Here is an 18056-nt window from a genome sequence, read left to right on the forward strand (position 1 = left end):
CCCACTGACAACGCCAGGGACGCGCCGGAAGGGGCCGTGCGCGGATGCGGAACCGTCCGCTCAGGTGCCGGCGGGCGTCAGGTGAGGTAGACGCCGCCCAGGACGACGACCACGGCCGCCAGCACGAACAGCAGCACCCAGACCAGCAGTTTCCCCACGCTGGGCGGGGGTTCGTACCGCGGCTGCCCGGTCTCGGCGCCGGGGAGGAGCGGCGGGGCGGAGCCGTCCGGCGAGGGTTCGCCGGACGGCTCCTCCCGCTCGGTCACGAGGCCGTCACCACGGCCGCCTGCGGGCGGATCGGCAGACGGTTGACGGGCCGGCCGGTGGCCGCCCGTACGGCGGAGGCGATGGCCGCCGGCGAGGTCACGACCGGCACCGCGCTGACCGCCTTGGCGCCGAAGGGGGCGACGACGTCGCGCTCCTCGACCAGCTTGACGATGCGGATCTCGGGCGTGTCCAGAGCGGTCGGCAGGGCGTAGCCGGTGAGGTCGGGGTGGCGGACCAGGCCGCGGTTGGTCCGCAGGTTCTCGGTCAGCGCGGCGCCCACACCCTGGGTGACGCCCGCCTCGATGCGGGCCCTGAGCTGTGCCGGGTTGAGGATCCGGCCGACGTCCTGGGCGAGCGCCAGCTCCACGACCCGTACCGAGCCCAGCTCGATGTCGACGTCGACCACCGCGCGGATGGCGCAGAAGGCGAGGCCCACGAAGGCGTCGCCCTGGCCGGCCTCGTCCAGCGGTTCGGTCGGATGCGGGCGGCACTGCGCGGTCGCCCACAGCTCCTTGCCGTCCATCGCCTCGGTGACCGTGGTCGACAGGACCCCGTCGTACGACGTGATCTTGCCGTCGGTGATCTGGAGCAGTTCGGTGGACATGCCGAACTTGTGCGCCAGGGGCTGGAGCAACTGCGTGCGGACCATCTTGGCCGCGCGCTCCACCGCTCCGCCGGACACCCAGGTGTGCCGGCCCCGGCAGCTCGGACCGGCCGGCGGCTGGTCGGTGTCGACCGGGGCCACGTGCACCTCGTCGATGCCGAGGGTCTCCTGGACGATCTGGCGGGCCAGTGTGGTGAAGCCCTGGCCGGTCTCCACGGCCGCGCAGAGCACGGTGGCGACGCCGTCGTGGACCTTCACGGTGGCCGTCGAGACCTCGTCGGCGCCCTCGGCGCCGAGCATGTGCACCATGCCGAGTCCGTAGCCGACACCGCGGCGCACGGCACCGGGTTCGCCCGCGCCCTCGGGGCCGCCGGGCAGCAGCCACTCGTCCTCGGGCGTGTCCTTGGGGAGGGCCGGCAGCGGGTAGTCGCGTACGGCCTGGAGCAGTTCGGCGACGGGCGCCGGGCAGGTCACCGTCTGGCCGGTCGGCAGGACGTCGCCGGTGGCCATGGCGTTGCGCAGGCGCAGTTCGGCGGGGTCGACGCCGAGCTTCTTCGCCAGCTTGTCCATCTGGGCCTCGTAGGCGGCGCAGACCTGGAGGGCGCCCTCGCCGCGCACATGGCCCGAGGGCGGGTTGTTGGTGCGGACGGCCCAGCCCTCGATGAAGGCGTTCGGGACGACGTACGGGCCGCAGGCGAAGGAGACCGCGGCGGCCAGCGACTCGCCGGAGGTGTCGGCGTAGGCGCCCGCGTCGAGCAGGATCTGCGCCTCGACCTTGACCAGGTTGCCCTCGGCGTCGGCGTGGTGCCGGTAGCGCAGCAGGGTCGGGTGCCGGTGGGAGTGGCCGAGGAAGGACTCCTCGCGCGTGGCGGTGAGTTTCACCGGGCAGCCGGTTGCCAGGGCGAGCAGGCCGAGCGCGAGCTGGAAGCCCTGGTCCTCGCGGTCGGCGGTGGCTCCGGGGACACCCGTGACGACGACCTTCACGCGCGCGGGTTCGAGGCCGTAGCAGGCGGCGGCCGCGTCGCGGTCGCTGTGCGGGTCGGTGGAGGCGATGTAGAGCTCGACGCCGCCGTCGGGGCGGGGCACGGCGAGTCCGGCCTCGGCGCCGATGGGGGCGGGGTCCTGGCGGCCGATGCGGTACTGGCCCTCGACGACGACCTCGCCGACGGCGTCCGGGTCGCCGTGGCGCAGCGGGATGTGCCGGATCAGGTTGCCGTCGGGGTGCAGCGGTTCGGCCTCGAAGGCGTACTCCGGGTCGGTGACCGGGTCGAGGACCTCGTACTCGACGATGACGGCGGCGGCGGCCATCCGCGCGGTGTCCGGGTGGTCGGCGGCGACGGCCGCGATGGGCTCACCGTGGTGGCGTACGACGTCGGAGGCGAACACCGGACGGTCGGCTCTGCCGCGGCCGTGCAGCGGGGTGCCGGGCACGTCCTCGTGGGTGATGACGGCGCGTACGCCGGGCATCTCGCGCGCGTGGCTGGTGTCGATGGACACGATGCGGGCGTGCGGGTGCGGCGAGCGGAGCACGGCGGCCCACAGCAGGCCCTCGGCCCACAGGTCGGCGGCGTAGGGGAACGTGCCCTCGGTCTTGGCGCGGTCGTCGGCGGCGGGCAGCGAGACGCCCAGCCCGTGCGGCAGGGGCTCGGGGCCCGTCTCGGGCGCCGCCGGTGTCGCGGTCGCGGCTTGGTTGGTCACGCCTGGCCTCCGTCCTGGCCGTACGGCTGTTCGTGCTGTGCCGGTGAACCGTAGGCGGCGCCGTCCTCGTACGCGGACGGGTGGATGCCGCCGGCACCGGGTCCGGCCTGGTGCGGGATGCGGGCCGCGTCCGTCTCGGGGGCGGCCTCGGCCGCGGCGGCGGAGTGCGCCTCGCGTTCGGCGACGACCTCGCGCACGGCGTCCAGGACACCGCGGTAGCCGGAGCAGCGGCACAGGTTGCCGCACAGGGCCTGGCGGGTCTCCAGCTCGGTCGGCGCGGGGTTGCCCTCCAGCAGGTCGTGCAGGGTCATCGCCATGCCCGGGACGCAGAAGCCGCACTGCACGGCACCGCACTTGGCCAGCGCCCGCTGGACGTCGGAGGACTGTCCGTCGGCGGCCAGGCCCTCGACGGTGCGCACCTCGCTGCCGGCGGCGGTGACTCCGGGCACCAGGCAGGACGCCACGAGCCGGCCGTCCACCTGGACGTTGCAGGCGCCGCACTCGCCCTGCGAGCAGCCGTCCTTGGCGCCCGCGAGGCCGAGCCGCTCGCGCAGTACGTAGAGCAGCGACTCGCCGACCCAGGCGTCCGTGACCGGCCGGTCGGCGCCGTTGACGCGCAGGACGTAGGAGGCGAGGGGGTGATCGTCGTGTCCGGCCGGGGCCGGGAGGTCCTCGTCCGGTGTCTCGTCGTCCGTCACGGCGGCCTCGTGCGCCGGATCCGGCTCGGCCACCCCGTGTGTCCCCGCGGTCACCGGACCGGGGCCGGCGGCGAACTCGGTGGCCTCATGGGCGGACTGTGCGGGCCCCTGGGCGGCCCGCGCGGGCGATTCGGCCCCCGACTGCCCCGCGGGCCCGGCGAGGGCCTCAGCGGCCGCTTCGCGCGGGTCGGCGGTCCAGGGCTGCCCGATCTCGCCGGCCCAGGGCGCGGCCGCGCCGCCGGGGAGCGTGGGGGGCGGTGTGCCGCCCCACTGCTCGACGAGCGCCGACGTGGTGAACTCGCCCGATTCGTCCGGGAGGTCGCCTGCGGCCAGGGGGATGGACCACTGCCCGGTCACGTCGTGTCCGGGGCCCTGCGGCAGGCCCTGTCCCGCGCCGTCGTCGAACTGCCACTGCCCGGTGGACCCGGGGTGGTACGTGAACCGGTCGTCGTGGGCGCCGCCCCGCGGCTGCGCGGCGTCGGGATCCGGCCACTGCGTGTCGCGGCCCTGGCCGGCCCAGGTTCCGCCGGTGTCCGGGTCCGCCGCCGCGGGCGGGGCGGGGGTCACGTTGATCTGCGGGGGCACATAGCCGTGTCCGGGCGCGGCGAGCGGTTCCCGGGCGGCGAGGAGGGCCTCGATGCCCCCCTCGGGGAGTTTGACGAAGGCGGTGGCCCCGTCGTCGTAATCGCCCTGGGGCAGCGGGTCCCAGCGGCTCCGGCCGCGCGACGCGCCCTCTTCGTGCTGGTCGTCGGTCACGACAGTGCCCTTCCAAGTGCTCGTCGGGCCAGCGCGGCAACGGTGCGCCGCAGGTGCAGTACGGCGGGCGGAAGCGGTGTGAAGGTTCCGTCCTCGGCGGGGACGGGGTCCGGGATGCAGGCCGCGGCCACGTACTCGCCGAACGCGGTCAGCGCCTCCGGGACGATCGCGCGGTTGTTGTCCCAGTCGATGAGCTGGGCCACCCAGGCCTCGGCGTCCAGCGGTCGCAGCGGCATGGGCGCTATGGCGCCGACGGCGCAGCGGACGCCGCGCCGGGCCGGGTCGAGGACGACCGCCACGGAGGCGATGGCGCGCCCGGGTCCGGTGCGGCCGGTGGCCTTCAGGAAGACCTGGGGGGCGTGCAGCAGCGGCACGCGCACATAGCCGATGAGTTCTCCGCCGCGGAGCATGTCCACGCCGGCGAGCAGGTGCGACACGGGGATCTCGCGGCGGGCTCCGCCCGGCCCCGCGATGATCAGCGTGGCCTCGAGGGCGGCCAGTACGGGCAGGGCGTCGCCCGTGGGCGCGGCCGTGGCGATGTTGCCGCCGAGGGTGCCCGCGTTGCGGATCTGCGGCGGTCCGGCCGCCCGCGCGGCGGCCGCGAGCGCCGGGATCAGCGCGGCGAAGTCGGGGCGGCCCATGCGGGCGTGCGTGAGACCCGCGCCGAGCAGCGCGTGGCCGTCCTGGTACTGCCAGCCGCGGATCTCGGTGATCCGGCCGAGGCCGACGAGCGCGGCCGGCCTGAGCTGCCCGGAGTTGACCGCGGCCATGAGGTCCGTGCCGCCCGCGACCGGAACGGCCGTGGGCATGGCGGACAGTGCCGCCACCGCCTCGTCCAGCGAGACGGGCAGCGTCACGGCCTGCGCCGTCCGCGGTGCGTGCGTGGTCAAACCGATTGCCCCTTCCCGCTGCCCCACCTGGTCCCACCTGTGCTGCCGTACGGTACGTGCTGACAGGGCGGACGTGGCAACTCTGGCACATCTTCCCGGGCCCTCGACGCAGGGGTCCGCTAGGAGGCATTCGCCCGTCTCACCAGGGATGTGGCCTGTTTTCGCACGGCATCACCGGTGGGAGCCGATTATCACTCTTCGGTGGCCCTTGGGGGCCTTTTTTCCTTGCGGTGCAAAGGCTCCGGGGCACCGCGGAGGGAGCCGGGCGACCGTGAGCGGTCTCACACCTTCGGGGGCGGACCCTCGATCGGGCGTCCGAGCACCCCCGGCCGCCGCTGCCACGGCCGCGGACCCGAGGGTGCGCGGTAGGCCACGCCGAGGGCGTCGAGCCGCCCGTAGTGGGCGTTCATCCGCCGCTCGAAGGCGGCGAAGTCCCGTTCCGCGGGGGCCGGCAGACGGCTCCAGGCGACCTCGGCGAAGGCGGCGAGCCTCGGGAACGCCTGGTAGTCCACGCGCGTGCGGTCCTCCATCACCTCGGTCCACAGGTTGGCCTGCGTGCCCAGCACGTGCCGCGACTCCGCCTCGGTGAGCTGCGGCGGAACGGGCTCGAAGCGGTAGACGTCCTCCAGGGTGCGCACATAGGCGATCGGCACCGGTTCGTCCTCGCCCGCGGCCTGACGGTAGTCCAGGTAGACGTGCTGCTCGGGGCACATGACCACGTCGTGGCCCGCGCGCGCGGCCGTGACGCCGCCCTGGTAGCCGCGCCACGACGACACCGCGGCGCCCGGCGCGAGACCGCCCTCCAGGATCTCGTCCCAGCCGATCAGCCGACGTCCTCGCGCGGACAGCCAGTTGTCGAAGTGCCGGATGAACCAGGCCTGCAGCCCGTCCTCGTCGGCGAGCCCGAGTTCCCCGATGCGCGCCTGTGCCGTGGGCGACTGCTTCCACTGGTCCTTGGCGCACTCGTCGCCCCCGATGTGGAAGAAACCGGAGAACTCCGGGAAGCGGGCGGGGTCCGCCGGGAACAGGTCGAGGAGTTCCTCGAAGACCCCCTCGTAGAAGCGCAGGGTGTTGTCGGTGGGAGCGAGTACGTTTTTGGAGACGCCCCAGTCGTCCCAGACGGTCAGGGAGGTCGTGTCGATGACGTCGGTGTTGCCCAGTTCCGGATACGCGGCGATGGCCGCCTGCGAGTGGCCGGGGATGTCGATTTCGGGGACGACGGCGATATGCCGCTCGGCCGCGTACGCGACGATCTCCCGGATGTCGTCCTGGGTGTAGAAGCCTCCGTGCGGCTTCTCCTCCCACAACGGCGAGGCCCGGTGGCCGAATTTGGTGCGGGCCCGCCAGGAACCGATCTCCGTCAGCTTCGGGTAGCGATTGATCTGAACACGCCACCCTTGATCGTCGGTGAGATGGAAGTGGAAGACGTTGAGTTTGTGCGCGGCCAGCAGATCGAGGTAGCGCAGGACGCCTTCCTTGGGCATGAAGTGCCGGGCGACGTCGAGCATCAGACCGCGCCAGCGGAATCGGGGCGCGTCCTCGATGGTGCCGTGCTCGATTTCGTACGCCGTCCGCGGATGGACCGGGGCCCGGCGGAAAGCGTCGGGACCGAGCAGCTGACGCAGTGTCTGGGCGCCCCAGAAGACCCCGGCCGCGTCGCCGCCGCGGATCTCGACACCGTCGCCGCCGACGGCGAGCCGGTACGCCTCCGGCCCCAGGGTGCTGTCGAGGAGGAGGCGTACGGCGCGCGGGGCGTCCTGCGGCCCAGGTCGCAGGGGCAGTGCGAGTGCGGCGCCGAGCGTCGAGCCGAGCCAGCGTCCGGTGCTGTCCGTGCCGGGCGCGGCCCACAGGACGGTGTCCGCGTCCAGTGCGAACCGCCCGTGCGCGGCGCCGTCGACGACGAGGGGCGCGGGAATCAGGCCCGTATCCATCATGTCCATCCGTCCTTCAGTCCATTTCCGCCACAGGGGCCGGAGACGGGTCTCCGGGGTTCGCGCACGAAGAAGATCGGAGACGGCCGCCATACCGTCCGGTCGGGCTCTCCGGCTCGCGCCCGGCGGGTGAGGGCATCCCCTCGGGCCGCGCGCGACGGCGCCGGGGAGAAGGGACCGGGGAAGGCGAACCCTTCGCCGCCGGCGTGCGCCGGAAAACGTCCCGGCGGCCGTGAGACAGGGGAAGGCGGCCACGAAAGGGAGCCGCCGGGGAAATCGTGTGCGGCGCGCTCCGCCGGGTTCACGGCCGCCTTCCGCGCATCCGCGACGGCCTCGGTGAAACCGCGTGGCATCGGGGTCGCGAAGGGCCGCGGGCGGGCCGCGCACGGCAGGGTCCTCGAACTCGTCGCGTTCGGCCGGCCGAAGTCCCGCGGGAAGCGGAAGCCAGGTCCGCCGGAACCTCGGCGGACCTCGTCCGGGCAGCCGGGAACATGATCGGCGAGGTGGCCCGAAATCGGCGGCGGAATGATTCCCGCACGGCCGCCGGAATGAATCCGCCGAGCGCGGGGCCGAACGCGACGCAGGCCGCAGCGAGAAGCCGTCCGAAGAACTGGCGGGCGAATTCCCGCCACCCCGTGACGCCGTGACGCGTGGCACGCGGGAAAGACCCGCGGGGCCGCGGTCTCCGGGGCGGGGACGCGGCGGACCCCGCGCCGCCGGCCCGCGGGAGGGCGGCGCGGGCCGGCGGACGGGAAGGTGGTCACCGTCCCGGCCACGACGGTGAGGGGGCACTGGACTTCATCGGTGTCCTCCGGAGCGCGTTGCAGTGCGCGCAATGACGGTTTCGCATCGCACAACACTCCGGAGGCTAAGGAGTTCGGGGCCCCGCTCACAAGAGGTCTACACCACTCTGTGATCACGGGACACTGTGAAAAACCGCCCGCCCGGACACGACGCAGCCCCACCCCGGACACGGCACGGCCGCCCCCACCCGCGGCACATTCCCGGAACCCGGAGCCGGAGCCGGACACGACACGGCCGCGGCGCCCCTCGCCGGGGGCGTCGCGGCCGTGGTCGGTCTGCGCGGCGTGTACCGCGCCGGGGGCGGAGTCCCGGCGCTACTTCTTGTCGCCGCCCTTGCCCTGGTCGCCGCCGGCGCCCATGGACTCGAAGATCTCCTTGCACATGGGACACACGGGGTACTTCTTCGGGTCGCGGCCCGGCACCCACACCTTGCCGCACAGCGCCACCACGGGCGTGCCGTCCAGCGCGCTCGCCATGATCTTGTCCTTCTGGACGTAATGGGCGAAGCGCTCGTGGTCCCCGTCACCGTGCGACACCTGCGGCGTCGGCTCTACGAGGGTCCCCGTCCCCGTGCCTCGCTGGGGCTGGGTCTCAGGCTCAAGAGTGCTCATGAAGCCAAGGGTACTGGGGCTCGCACCCATCAGTTGAGAGAAGGGTCGCGCGCCTTGGGCGCACGGCTCGGGGCCGGTGCGCCGGTCAGTTGAGGGAGGGGTCGTCGGGGTAGGTCGCGACCATCGCCAGTTCGCTGCGCTGACGGCGCAGGACCTCGCGCCACAGGCGCTCCGGCGACGGGGAGGAGACGTCCCCGGGCTCGGACTCGACGACGTACCAGGCGCCGTCGACCAGTTCGTTCTCCAGCTGGCCCGGTCCCCAGCCCGCGTACCCGGCGAAGATGCGCAGGGAGCCGAGGGCCGAGGCCAGAAGCTCGGGCGGGGCCTCCAGGTCGACCAGACCGATCGCGCCGTGCACCCGCCGCCAGCCGAGGGGCGCGCGCTCCCCCGCCATGCCGCCCGGGATGACCGCCACCCCCAGCGCGGAGTCCAGCGAGACGGGGCCGCCCTGGAAGACGACACCCGGTTCCCCGGCCAGACCGGCCCAGTTCTCCAGGATGTCGCCGACACCCACCGGGGTCGGGCGGTTGAGGACGACACCGAGGGAGCCCTCCTCGTCGTGGTCGAGGAGCAGCACCACCGCGCGGTCGAAGTTCGGGTCCGCCAGGGCGGGCGTGGCCACGAGCAGCCGCCCTGTGAGCGAGGACACCTCGGTCATGCCAGACATGATCCCGCACATTCCCTTCATGTGGGGAGCCAATGCGCGTACGGGAGTGAATGCAGCTCAGGGCGCAACGAAGCGTTGCCCGCGCACACCCGCGACGGTGACCCCGTGTGCCCGGCGCGGAACGGCTCGTGTTGTGGCCAAGCTATGACCGAGCTGAGTCCTCCTCGGGCTTACTACGCCGGGGCGGGCGGCCATTACCCTTGCTGTTCGGCTCCCGTACGACCGGCCTGCCGACGACCCACACCTGCCCAACTCATCGGAACGCGAGATACATGACCGTCAACGACGATGTCCTGCTTGTCCATGGCGGAACCCCGCTTGAGGGCGAGATCCGTGTCCGCGGTGCGAAGAACCTCGTGCCGAAGGCCATGGTCGCCGCCCTGCTGGGCAGCGGGCCGAGCCGGCTGCGCAATGTCCCCGACATCCGCGACGTCCGTGTCGTACGCGGGCTGCTGCAGTTGCACGGTGTGACCGTCCGCCCGGGTGAGGAGCCCGGTGAGCTGATCCTCGATCCCTCGCACGTCGAGAGCGCGAACGTCGCCGACATCGACGCCCACGCGGGCTCGTCGCGCATCCCGATCCTCTTCTGCGGCCCGCTGCTGCACCGGCTGGGCCACGCGTTCATCCCGGGCCTCGGCGGCTGCGACATCGGCGGCCGGCCGATCGACTTCCACTTCGAGGTGCTGCGGCAGTTCGGCGCGAAGATCGAGAAGCGGGAGGACGGCCAGTACCTGGAGGCCCCGCAGCGGCTGCGCGGCACCAAGATCCAGCTTCCGTACCCGTCCGTGGGCGCGACCGAGCAGGTGCTGCTGACCGCGGTCCTCGCGGAGGGTGTCACGGAGCTCTCGAACGCGGCCGTGGAGCCGGAGATCGAGGACCTGATCTGCGTCCTTCAGAAGATGGGCGCCATCATCGCGATGGACACCGACCGGACGATCCGCATCACCGGTGTGGACTCGCTCGGCGGTTACACCCACGCGGCGCTCCCGGACCGCCTGGAGGCCGCCTCCTGGGCTTCCGCGGCGCTGGCGACCGAGGGCAACATCTACGTCCGCGGCGCCCAGCAGCGGTCGATGATGACGTTCCTGAACACCTACCGCAAGGTGGGCGGTGCCTTCGAGATCGACGACGAGGGCATCCGCTTCTGGCACCCGGGCTCGCAGCTCAAGTCCATCGCCCTGGAGACGGACGTCCACCCCGGCTTCCAGACCGACTGGCAGCAGCCGCTGGTCGTGGCCCTGACGCAGGCCACCGGCCTGTCGATCATCCACGAGACGGTGTACGAGTCCCGGCTGGGCTTCACGTCCGCGCTGAACCAGATGGGCGCGCACATCCAGCTCTACCGCGAGTGCCTCGGCGGCTCCGTCTGCCGCTTCGGCCAGCGCAACTTCCTGCACTCCGCGGTCGTTTCGGGCCCGACGAAGCTCCAGGGCGCCGACCTGGTCATCCCCGACCTGCGCGGCGGCTTCTCGTACCTGATCGCGGCGCTGGCGGCGCAGGGCACGTCCCGCGTCCACGGCATCGAGCTCATCAACCGCGGCTACGAGAACTTCATGGAGAAGCTCGTCGAGCTCGGCGCGAAGGTCGAACTGCCGGGCAAGGCGCTGGGCTAGGACGCGGCGGACCGATCCGCCTACGACGATGGGGCGGCCCCCCTGAAAGGGGCCGCCCCATTGACGTTGCCGGCCTTGTACGCGTCCCGCGTCCCGCGTCCGCGGGGAACGTACCGGCGCCAGGACTAGTTGCCCTTGGCGGCTTCCTTGAGCTTGCTGCCCGCGGAGACCTTCACGCTGAAGCCGGCCGGGATCTGGATCGGGTCGCCGGTCTGCGGGTTGCGCGCGGTGCGAGCGGCACGGTGGGTGCGCTCGAAGGTCAGGAAGCCGGGGATGGTCACCTTCTCGTCGCCCTTGGCGACGATCTCGCCGACGGTCTCGGCGAAAGCGGCCAGAACGGCGTCGGCGTCCTTGCGGGTCACCTCGGCGCGGTCGGCCAGCGCGGCCACCAGCTCACTGCGGTTCATGTTGTTACTCCCGTGTTCTTCTTGCTGTTGAGGCGTGCCAGGCGGCGGAGCCGCATATCGGGCACAGTGAAGCCGATGCTGCCAGGGTCCTCGGTCGGCTCCCGGACCCGGGTCCGTGGCCAGACCGTCGCGCCCGAAGACGCATCCTGCCCCCACCTGCGGCGGGAAAGCCAATCCGGCACCCCTGGGAGTCACACGAACACCCTTGGGGGTCACACGAAGAGGCCCCTGCGAGGCCTGAACCTGGCCGCCACCCTAGAGGCGGCCACGGGCCCCGCGTTCCGCGACGCGCCGGGTACCGGGCGGTCGTGGCGCCCGTCACAGACGGGACATCGCCGTGTACGACACGGGCGCGCGGCCCGACTCGGCCCGTGCTACACGCTCGTGTTGGCCGCGTCGGCCGCCCCCGCCGCCTTCGCCGCGTCACGCACCGCTCCGGCGACCGCGCCCGCGACCTTGTCGTTGAAGACGCTGGGGATGATGTAGTTCGGGTTGAGCTCGTCCTCGGTCACCACGCTCGCGAGCGCGGCCGCGGCGGCCAGCATCATGTCCGTGTTGACGGTACGCGACTGGGCGTCCAGGAGGCCACGGAAGACGCCCGGGAACACCAGCACGTTGTTGATCTGGTTGGGGAAGTCGGAGCGGCCCGTGGCCACAACTGCCGCCGTCTGACGGGCGATTGCCGGGTCGACCTCGGGGTCGGGGTTCGCGAGCGCGAACACGATGGCGTTCTCCGCCATCGAGGCCACGTCGGCGCCGTCGATCACGTTCGGGGCCGAGACACCGATGAACACGTCGGCGTCGCGCACGGCCTCCTTCAACGTGCCCGTGAGGCCTTCGAGGTTGGTGTTGTCGGCGATCCAGCGCAGCGGCGAGTCCGCGGCGGCGTCGACGAGGTCGGCGCGGTCCGCGTGCACGACACCGTGGATGTCGGCGACGACGGCGTGCTTCACACCCGCGGCGATCAGCAGCTTGAGGATGGCCGTACCGGCCGCTCCCGCACCCGACATGACGACCCGGATGTCGCCGATCGCCTTGCCCGCGACGCGAAGTGCGTTGGTCAGGGCGGCGAGGACGACGATGGCCGTGCCGTGCTGGTCGTCGTGGAAGACGGGGATGTCGAGGGCCTCGCGCAGCCGGGCCTCGATCTCGAAACAGCGCGGCGCGGAGATGTCCTCCAGGTTGATGCCCGCGAAGCCGGGGGCGATCGCCTTGACGATCTCGACGATCGCGTCGGTGTCCTGGGTGTCCAGGCACAGCGGCCAGGCGTCGATACCGGCGAAGCGCTTGAAGAGGGCCGCCTTGCCCTCCATGACGGGCAGCGCGGCCATCGGGCCGATGTTGCCGAGGCCCAGCACCGCGGAGCCGTCCGTCACGACCGCAACGGAATTGCGCTTGATGGTGAGGCGGCGGGCGTCCTCGGGGTTCTCGGCGATCGCCATGCACACCCGGGCCACACCCGGGGTGTAGATCATGGAGAGGTCGTCACGGTTGCGGATCGGGTGCTTGGACTGCATCTCGATCTTGCCGCCGAGGTGCATGAGGAACGTACGGTCGGAGACCTTGCCGAGGGTCACGCCCTCGATGTGCCGGAGCTGCTCGACGATCTCGTCGGCGTGCGAGGTGGAGGTCGCCGCGATGGTGACGTCGATCCGGAGCTTCTCGTGGCCGGAGGCGGTCACGTCGAGGCCGGTCACCGAGCCTCCGTGGGACTCCACGGCCGTGGTGAGCTGGGAGACCGCGGTTCCGCTCGCGGGCACCTCCAGCCGGACCGTCATCGAGTAGGAGACGCTGGGCGCCGTTGCCATGGCCGACTTCCTCTGCTTTCACCGAGTCACTGCTTGTGCCGTCCGATCGTCGCACCTACCCCTGAGTACGCGGTAGTCGCCCCGGATTGCGGACGTTTTGTTCACCAGAGGTCGCATCTCCGGAAAGCCGATTCCACTCTACGAGAGATGGGGTCCGCCCGGTGAGAGCGGTCCGGGTGACGAAAGAGGCCCACGTCACGGGGTGACGTGGGCCTCTTCAGGTCCTTCGGTGAAGGACGACGGTCAATGACACCGACCCGCCATGCTCGCCTCGCGGCAAGTGGTCGCTCGTAGCGACGAAGGTTGGGCCCGGGGGCTTGGATCGGGCCGGTGTCACGTCAAAGGTAACAAAGGATTCCCGTAGAGCAATTCCCGTCCCGGGAGTTCTTTTCGGCCGGGACGGGAAGCGGGGCCGACGGGGGCGGGTGCCCGTGCTCCGGGCGGGTGACGCGGAGCACGTCAGTCCCGCAGGAGGTCGGGGACCCCGTTCGCGTCGGGTACGTCGCGGTCGCTGGAGACGACGGTGAGCTGCTGCGTGGCCCGGGTCAGGGCGACGTACAGGACACGCAGTCCGGCGGGCGACTCGTCGGCGATCTCGGCGGGCGACACGACCACCGTCGCGTCGTACTCCAGGCCCTTGGCCTCCAGGCTTCCCAGGGCCACCACGCGGTCCCCGAGCCCGGCGAGCCAGCGGGCGGCCTCCTCGCGCCGGTTCATGGCGACGACGACGCCCACGGTGCCGTCGACCCGGTCGAGGAGATGGGCGGCCTCGGCGCGCACGGTCTGCGCGAGGGAGTCCCGTACGACGGCGAACCGGGGCTCGACGCCCGTGGACCGTACGGCGGACGGCGACTCGGAGCCCGGCATGGCGAGGGCGAGGACCTTGGCGGCCAGCTCGGCGATCTCGGCCGGGTTGCGGTAGTTGACGGTGAGCGTGAAGCGGCGCCGGGGGCGGGTGCCGAGCGCCTCGTCACGGGCCTCCGCCGCCTCGTCGGGGTCGGACCACGAGGACTGGGCGGGGTCGCCCACGACCGTCCAGGTGGCGTGGCGGCCGCGCCGGCCGACCATCCGCCACTGCATGGGCGTGAGGTCCTGTGCCTCGTCGACGATGACGTGCGCGTACTCGGTCCGCTCCAGGGCCAGCCGCTCGGCGCGCTCGCGCTGCGTCTCCTCGCGGTGGGGCATGAGCTCCTCGAGACCGGTGAGGTGGTCCAGCGGGTCCGGATCGCGGCGCTTCCTGGGCCGGGCGGGTGCCCCGACGATCGCCTCCAGCTCGTCGAGCATCGCCACGTCGTGCACGGAGAACCCGTCCCGCTTGAGCGAGCGGGCCACCCGGCGGACCTCACCGGGGTTGAGGATCCGGCGCGCCCAGCGCCCGAGGCGCCGTTCGTCGGCCATGGCGGCCAGCACCCCGCGCGGGGTCAGCTCCGGCCACCAGGCGTCCAGGAACGCCAGGAAACTGTCCTCGGAGGTGACGTCCTCGTCGAACGAGGACCGCAGCTCGGCGGACAGCGCCGGGTCCGAGTGCCGGGTCCCGGCACCCGACCGCGCCCACAGCGCGTCGAGCAGCAGTCTGCGGGCACGCGGCCGCAGCAGGTTGACCGGCGCGGTCCCGCCGAGCGCGTTGTTCTTGATGCGGTCCAGCTCGGCGGACTCCAGCTCGATACGGCGCCCGAAGGCGACGACCCGCAGCCGGGTGGGGGGACCCGCGGGGGCCTCGTCCGGCTCCCCGAGGGCGAGCTGGCCGGAATTCCCCCTGGAGACGCCGACCGGTGCCTCCAGCGCCCCGCGCGCCGCCTTCCGCAGCACCCTCAGCATCCGGTACGAGCCCTTGGCACGGGCCACCGCCGGGGAGTCGTACAGCGTGGCGGCCACGCCGTCGACGAGCGAGCCGATCGCGCGGATCGCGACCTGCCCCTCCTCGCCGAGCGAGGGCAGGACGCCCTCGGTGTAGGCGACGAGCAGCGGGGTCGGCGAGACGATCAGGATGCCGCCCGCGTACCGGCGGCGGTCCTGGTAGAGGAGATAGGCGGCCCGGTGCAGGGCCACCGCGGTCTTGCCGGTGCCGGGGCCGCCCTCGACATAGGTCACGGACGCGGCGGGCGCGCGGATCACCATGTCCTGCTCGGCCTGGATGGACGCCACGATGTCGCGCATGGTGTGGCTGCGGGCCTGCCCGAGCGCGGCCATGAGCGCGCCGTCGCCGATGACGGGCAGCTCACGGCCGTCGAGGGAGGCCTTCACCTGCGGGCGCATCAGGTCGTCCTCGACCCCGAGGACCCTGCGGCCCTTGGAGCGGATGACCCGGCGGCGTACGACCCGGCCGGGGTCGACCGGGGTGGAGCGGTAGAACGGGGCCGCGGCGGGCGCCCGCCAGTCGATCACCAGCGGCGCGTACTCGGCGTCCAGGACGCCGATACGGCCGATGTGGAGCGTCTCCGCGATGTCGGCGGTGTTGTCCTCGCGGACCGCGCCGTCGGCGGGTTCCACGGCGGTGTAGGCACCGTCGGGCCCCTTCACGCCGTCCTTCCCGCGGAGCAGGTCGATCCGTCCGAAGAGGAAGTCCTCGAACTCGTTGTTGAGACGGTTGAGATGGATTCCCGCGCGGAACACCTGGGCGTCTCGCTCGGCGAGCGCCCCCGGTGTGCCGACGTGACCGCGCTGGGCGGCGTCGTGCATGAGGAACTCGGCCTCGTGGATCTTCTCCTCGAGGCGCCGGTAGACCCGGTCCAGATGTTCCTGTTCGACAGCGATCTCTTGGTCCCGTACGGAGTCGTCCTTGACGGAGTCATTCTGTACGGATGTACGGACCGAGCCGAGCGCGGTTTCCTGCTGAGCCTGAGCGGCCACCGGGCGCCCCCTTCTGACGTGCTGGGCAGCCGTCAACCGTACGCGAAGGGAGGCCCGCCGGGCTACGTCCGCGCCCGGAGTCCACTCACGCCTTCACCTCGACGAGACGCTTCCCACTGAAGGTCATGACCTCGAAGTGGTCGATCTGGTTCGGCTCGAAGGCCGCGCCGCCGTGGACGTAGAGGGGCTGCTTGGCCTCCTCGGTCTTGGCGTTGGGAGTGCCGTAACCCCACTCCGGGACCGACCAGGAGGTCACCGTCTCGCGCTCGCCGTTCTTGCCGACGGCGATCAGGGAGCACTTCTCCGGGCCCGTGACGTTCTTGAGCTGGAGGACCGCGTGGGTGCCCCAGTCCTTCGGCTCGATCGCGACGACGGCGTTGACCTTGGTCTTCGGGTCCGTGGCCGACGACTTGTCGGTGATGATCTGGAAGGCGGCCTTGGCCGGGCTGGTCGCGTGCGCCTGCGGCACGTTCGTTCCGGTGCCGTTGCCGCCGTTGACCGCCATGACGGTCAGCGGGCCGCCGATGATCAGCGCGGCCGCGGCCGCCACCAGGTACATGCCGCGCCGGCGCTTCTGGGCACGGCGTGCCGAGACCTCGTCCACCAGCCGCTCCGCGAGCCGTGGGCTCGGGCGGGCCGAGAGGGACTCCGCGATGGCCGGGCTGCCCTGCGAGGCGGGCAGGTCGGCGAGTGCCGCGAGCATCGGTTCCATGCCGGCGAGCTCGTCGAGCTGCTGGGCGCACCACTCGCAGGAGGCGAGGTGCTCCTCGAAGGCCGTCGCCTCGGCGTCGTCGAGGATGCCGAGCGCGTAGGCGCCGACAGTCTCGTGAATGTTGTCCCCGGACCCTTGCTGTCCTCGTGGACCTTGCATGGCTCCCGGACCACCTGTTCCGTAACCCCCGTACGTGTTCATGCCGTCACCCCCCGCTCCTCAAGCGCAAGCTTCATCGACCGCAGGGCGTAGAAAACCCGTGAGCGCACAGTGCCGCTGGGAATGCCGAGCGTTTCGGCCGCCTCATTGACGGTACGCCCTTTGAAGTATGTTTCGACCAGTACTTCCCTGTGAGCAGGGGTCAGGTCGTCCAGCGCGTCCGACAGTGTCATCAGCCACAACGCCTTGTCGATCTCGTCCTCCGCGGGGATGACCTCCAGCGGCGACGGGTCGACCTCCTGCGGCCGGGCCTGCCGACTGCGGTGGCCGTCGATGACGATGCGTCGGGCAACCGTCACCAGCCAGGGGCGTACCGAACCGGTCGCTCGATTGAGCTGGCCGGCGTTCTTCCAGGCACGGATGAGTGTTTCCTGCACGACGTCCTCGGCGCGTTGCCGGTCTCCGGCAACCAGGCGCAGCACGTAGGCCAGCAGGGGCCCCGCGTGTTCCCGGTACAACGCACGCATCAGCTCCTCGTCGGGTTCGGTCGACGAGGACTGCTGAGACATGCGATGTCGGGCCCTTGGCCTGTGTTCATCAGCCACGGCTGAATCCTTGCGCACGCCTACCTCCGGTGTCCGGGGGTTCCCCCAGTCGGTCGCTCATCACCGGGTACGTGTGCCGGTACGCGAGTGTTCAAAGTGTTCAGGATTTTTTCTGGTGAAGATGTGTAGACAGCGAAAAGAATGCATACCGATCACCTAACGTCACTGGAAGATCACCGACGGATGTGATCAGGCGCGCGCCAGAGCCGCCCGGCGCCGGTGCCGGGCCACTCGCTCCCGATTGCCGCACACCTCACTGGAGCACCAACGGCGGCGTCGGCCGCGCGAGGTGTCCAGATAGACGATCGGGCAGTTGTCACCCTCACACTGTCTCAGACTCGCACGCGCGTCCGGGTCGGTGAGCAGATCGAGGGCGTCCCTGGCCACCAGGGAAAGAAGTTCACCACAGCGGGGCGGGGCATTCAGCCCCCGGCACAGTGATCCGTCGGCCGCGCGGACGGCCCAGGGGGCGGGCGGAGCCGCGAGGGCAACGGCGTTGACGCGGGCTAGCGCGCCGTCCGCGGGCCGCCCGTCCAGCTCTCCGCGTACCAACTGGGCGATATGTCCGCGCAGTTCCTGGAAGCCGAGCAGCCATGAGGCGTCCACGGCGGCCAGCGCGGTGCCGGCGGGTACCAGCCCGGAGGCGACGACCCAGGCGCTCAACCGGGCGGCCGAGTCGAGGCGTTCGTCGGGATGGGTGGTCGCCGTCAGGTCCAGGCAGATCCGCCCGGAGTCGAACCGCAGCTCGTACGAGGCTGTGGCCATGCCCGATGCCATGCGCCTGTCACCGCCTTGGGGTCACCTGCCGTGGTACCCCTACAGTGCATCCCCCGGCGCCCCGCCGGAAGACTCGGCACCGGTCCCGTACCGGATGCGTACCGGAAGCGCACCGGGCGCGGTCCGGAGCGCGCCGTGGACGCCCGCGTACGGCGCCGCTGCCGTCGAAGCCCGCGCTCGCCCGTCCCGCCCGCGCTCT

At 71.9% G+C, this 18056-nt stretch carries 14 protein-coding genes; 1 reads left to right on the plus strand and 13 read right to left on the minus strand.

Translation table 11 applies throughout. The features are described 5' to 3' along the window. Positions 1 to 77: 77 nt before the first annotated feature. The 7 genes from OG485_RS18020 to OG485_RS18050 all read right to left on the minus strand — a co-directional run bounded on the left by OG485_RS18020 (position 78) and on the right by OG485_RS18050 (position 8917). Positions 78 to 266: a hypothetical protein gene (locus OG485_RS18020; protein WP_326787479.1), complete on the minus strand. Its 189-nt coding sequence runs from the start codon at positions 264 to 266 to the stop codon at positions 78 to 80. Then, complete coding sequence (locus OG485_RS18025) at positions 263 to 2569, minus strand: xanthine dehydrogenase family protein molybdopterin-binding subunit (protein WP_328669372.1); 2307 nt, start codon at positions 2567 to 2569, stop codon at positions 263 to 265. Before OG485_RS18025 ends, OG485_RS18020 begins: the two co-directional genes overlap by 4 nt. Further along, positions 2566 to 4023: a 2Fe-2S iron-sulfur cluster-binding protein gene (locus tag OG485_RS18030; protein ID WP_328669373.1), complete on the minus strand. Its 1458-nt coding sequence runs from the start codon at positions 4021 to 4023 to the stop codon at positions 2566 to 2568. The genes OG485_RS18025 and OG485_RS18030 overlap by 4 nt, the downstream gene beginning before the upstream one ends. Next, positions 4020 to 4913: an FAD binding domain-containing protein gene (locus OG485_RS18035; protein WP_328669374.1), complete on the minus strand. Its 894-nt coding sequence runs from the start codon at positions 4911 to 4913 to the stop codon at positions 4020 to 4022. The genes OG485_RS18030 and OG485_RS18035 overlap by 4 nt, the downstream gene beginning before the upstream one ends. A 281-nt stretch (positions 4914 to 5194) precedes the next feature. Next, positions 5195 to 6847, minus strand: coding sequence for a beta-N-acetylhexosaminidase (locus OG485_RS18040; RefSeq protein ID WP_443048719.1), 1653 nt, complete (start codon positions 6845 to 6847; stop codon positions 5195 to 5197). A gap of 1115 nt (positions 6848 to 7962) precedes the next feature. Next, on the minus strand, positions 7963 to 8259 hold the full coding sequence (locus OG485_RS18045; RefSeq protein ID WP_103554931.1) for a DUF3039 domain-containing protein: 297 nt from the start codon (positions 8257 to 8259) through the stop codon (positions 7963 to 7965). Positions 8260 to 8344: 85 nt separating this feature from the next. Continuing rightward, positions 8345 to 8917, minus strand: a complete 573-nt coding sequence (locus OG485_RS18050; protein ID WP_328451933.1) for a YqgE/AlgH family protein — start codon at positions 8915 to 8917, stop codon at positions 8345 to 8347. A gap of 281 nt (positions 8918 to 9198) precedes the next feature. On the opposite strand from OG485_RS18050, the gene murA reads away from it, so the two are divergent. Further along, on the plus strand, positions 9199 to 10539 hold the full coding sequence (gene murA / locus OG485_RS18055) for a UDP-N-acetylglucosamine 1-carboxyvinyltransferase (protein ID WP_261708947.1): 1341 nt from the start codon (positions 9199 to 9201) through the stop codon (positions 10537 to 10539). Between the two features lie 125 nt (positions 10540 to 10664). Here murA and OG485_RS18060 read toward each other — a convergent pair whose 3' ends face one another. The 6 genes from OG485_RS18060 to OG485_RS18085 form a co-directional block, all read right to left on the minus strand. Continuing rightward, positions 10665 to 10946 (minus strand): HU family DNA-binding protein, encoded by a 282-nt coding sequence (locus OG485_RS18060; RefSeq protein WP_037619258.1) that lies wholly within the window; start codon positions 10944 to 10946, stop codon positions 10665 to 10667. Positions 10947 to 11320: 374 nt separating this feature from the next. Further along, entirely contained in the window at positions 11321 to 12754 is a 1434-nt protein-coding gene (locus tag OG485_RS18065) for an NAD-dependent malic enzyme (RefSeq protein ID WP_328669376.1), read from the minus strand. A gap of 459 nt (positions 12755 to 13213) precedes the next feature. Next, complete coding sequence (locus tag OG485_RS18070; protein WP_328669377.1) at positions 13214 to 15604, minus strand: HelD family protein; 2391 nt, start codon at positions 15602 to 15604, stop codon at positions 13214 to 13216. A gap of 85 nt (positions 15605 to 15689) precedes the next feature. Next, a complete protein-coding gene (locus OG485_RS18075) occupies positions 15690 to 16475 on the minus strand; it encodes an anti-sigma factor family protein (protein ID WP_328669378.1) in 786 nt (261 codons plus the stop codon). Between the two features lie 38 nt (positions 16476 to 16513). Beyond that, positions 16514 to 17044, minus strand: a complete 531-nt coding sequence (locus OG485_RS18080) for a sigma-70 family RNA polymerase sigma factor (RefSeq protein WP_037619265.1) — start codon at positions 17042 to 17044, stop codon at positions 16514 to 16516. Between the two features lie 225 nt (positions 17045 to 17269). After that, positions 17270 to 17857 (minus strand): CGNR zinc finger domain-containing protein, encoded by a 588-nt coding sequence (locus tag OG485_RS18085; protein WP_328669379.1) that lies wholly within the window; start codon positions 17855 to 17857, stop codon positions 17270 to 17272. Between the last annotated feature and the right edge of the window lie 199 nt (positions 17858 to 18056).

The sequence above is a fragment of the Streptomyces sp. NBC_00328 genome, assembly GCF_036139655.1.
Lineage (GTDB): Bacteria > Actinomycetota > Actinomycetes > Streptomycetales > Streptomycetaceae > Streptomyces.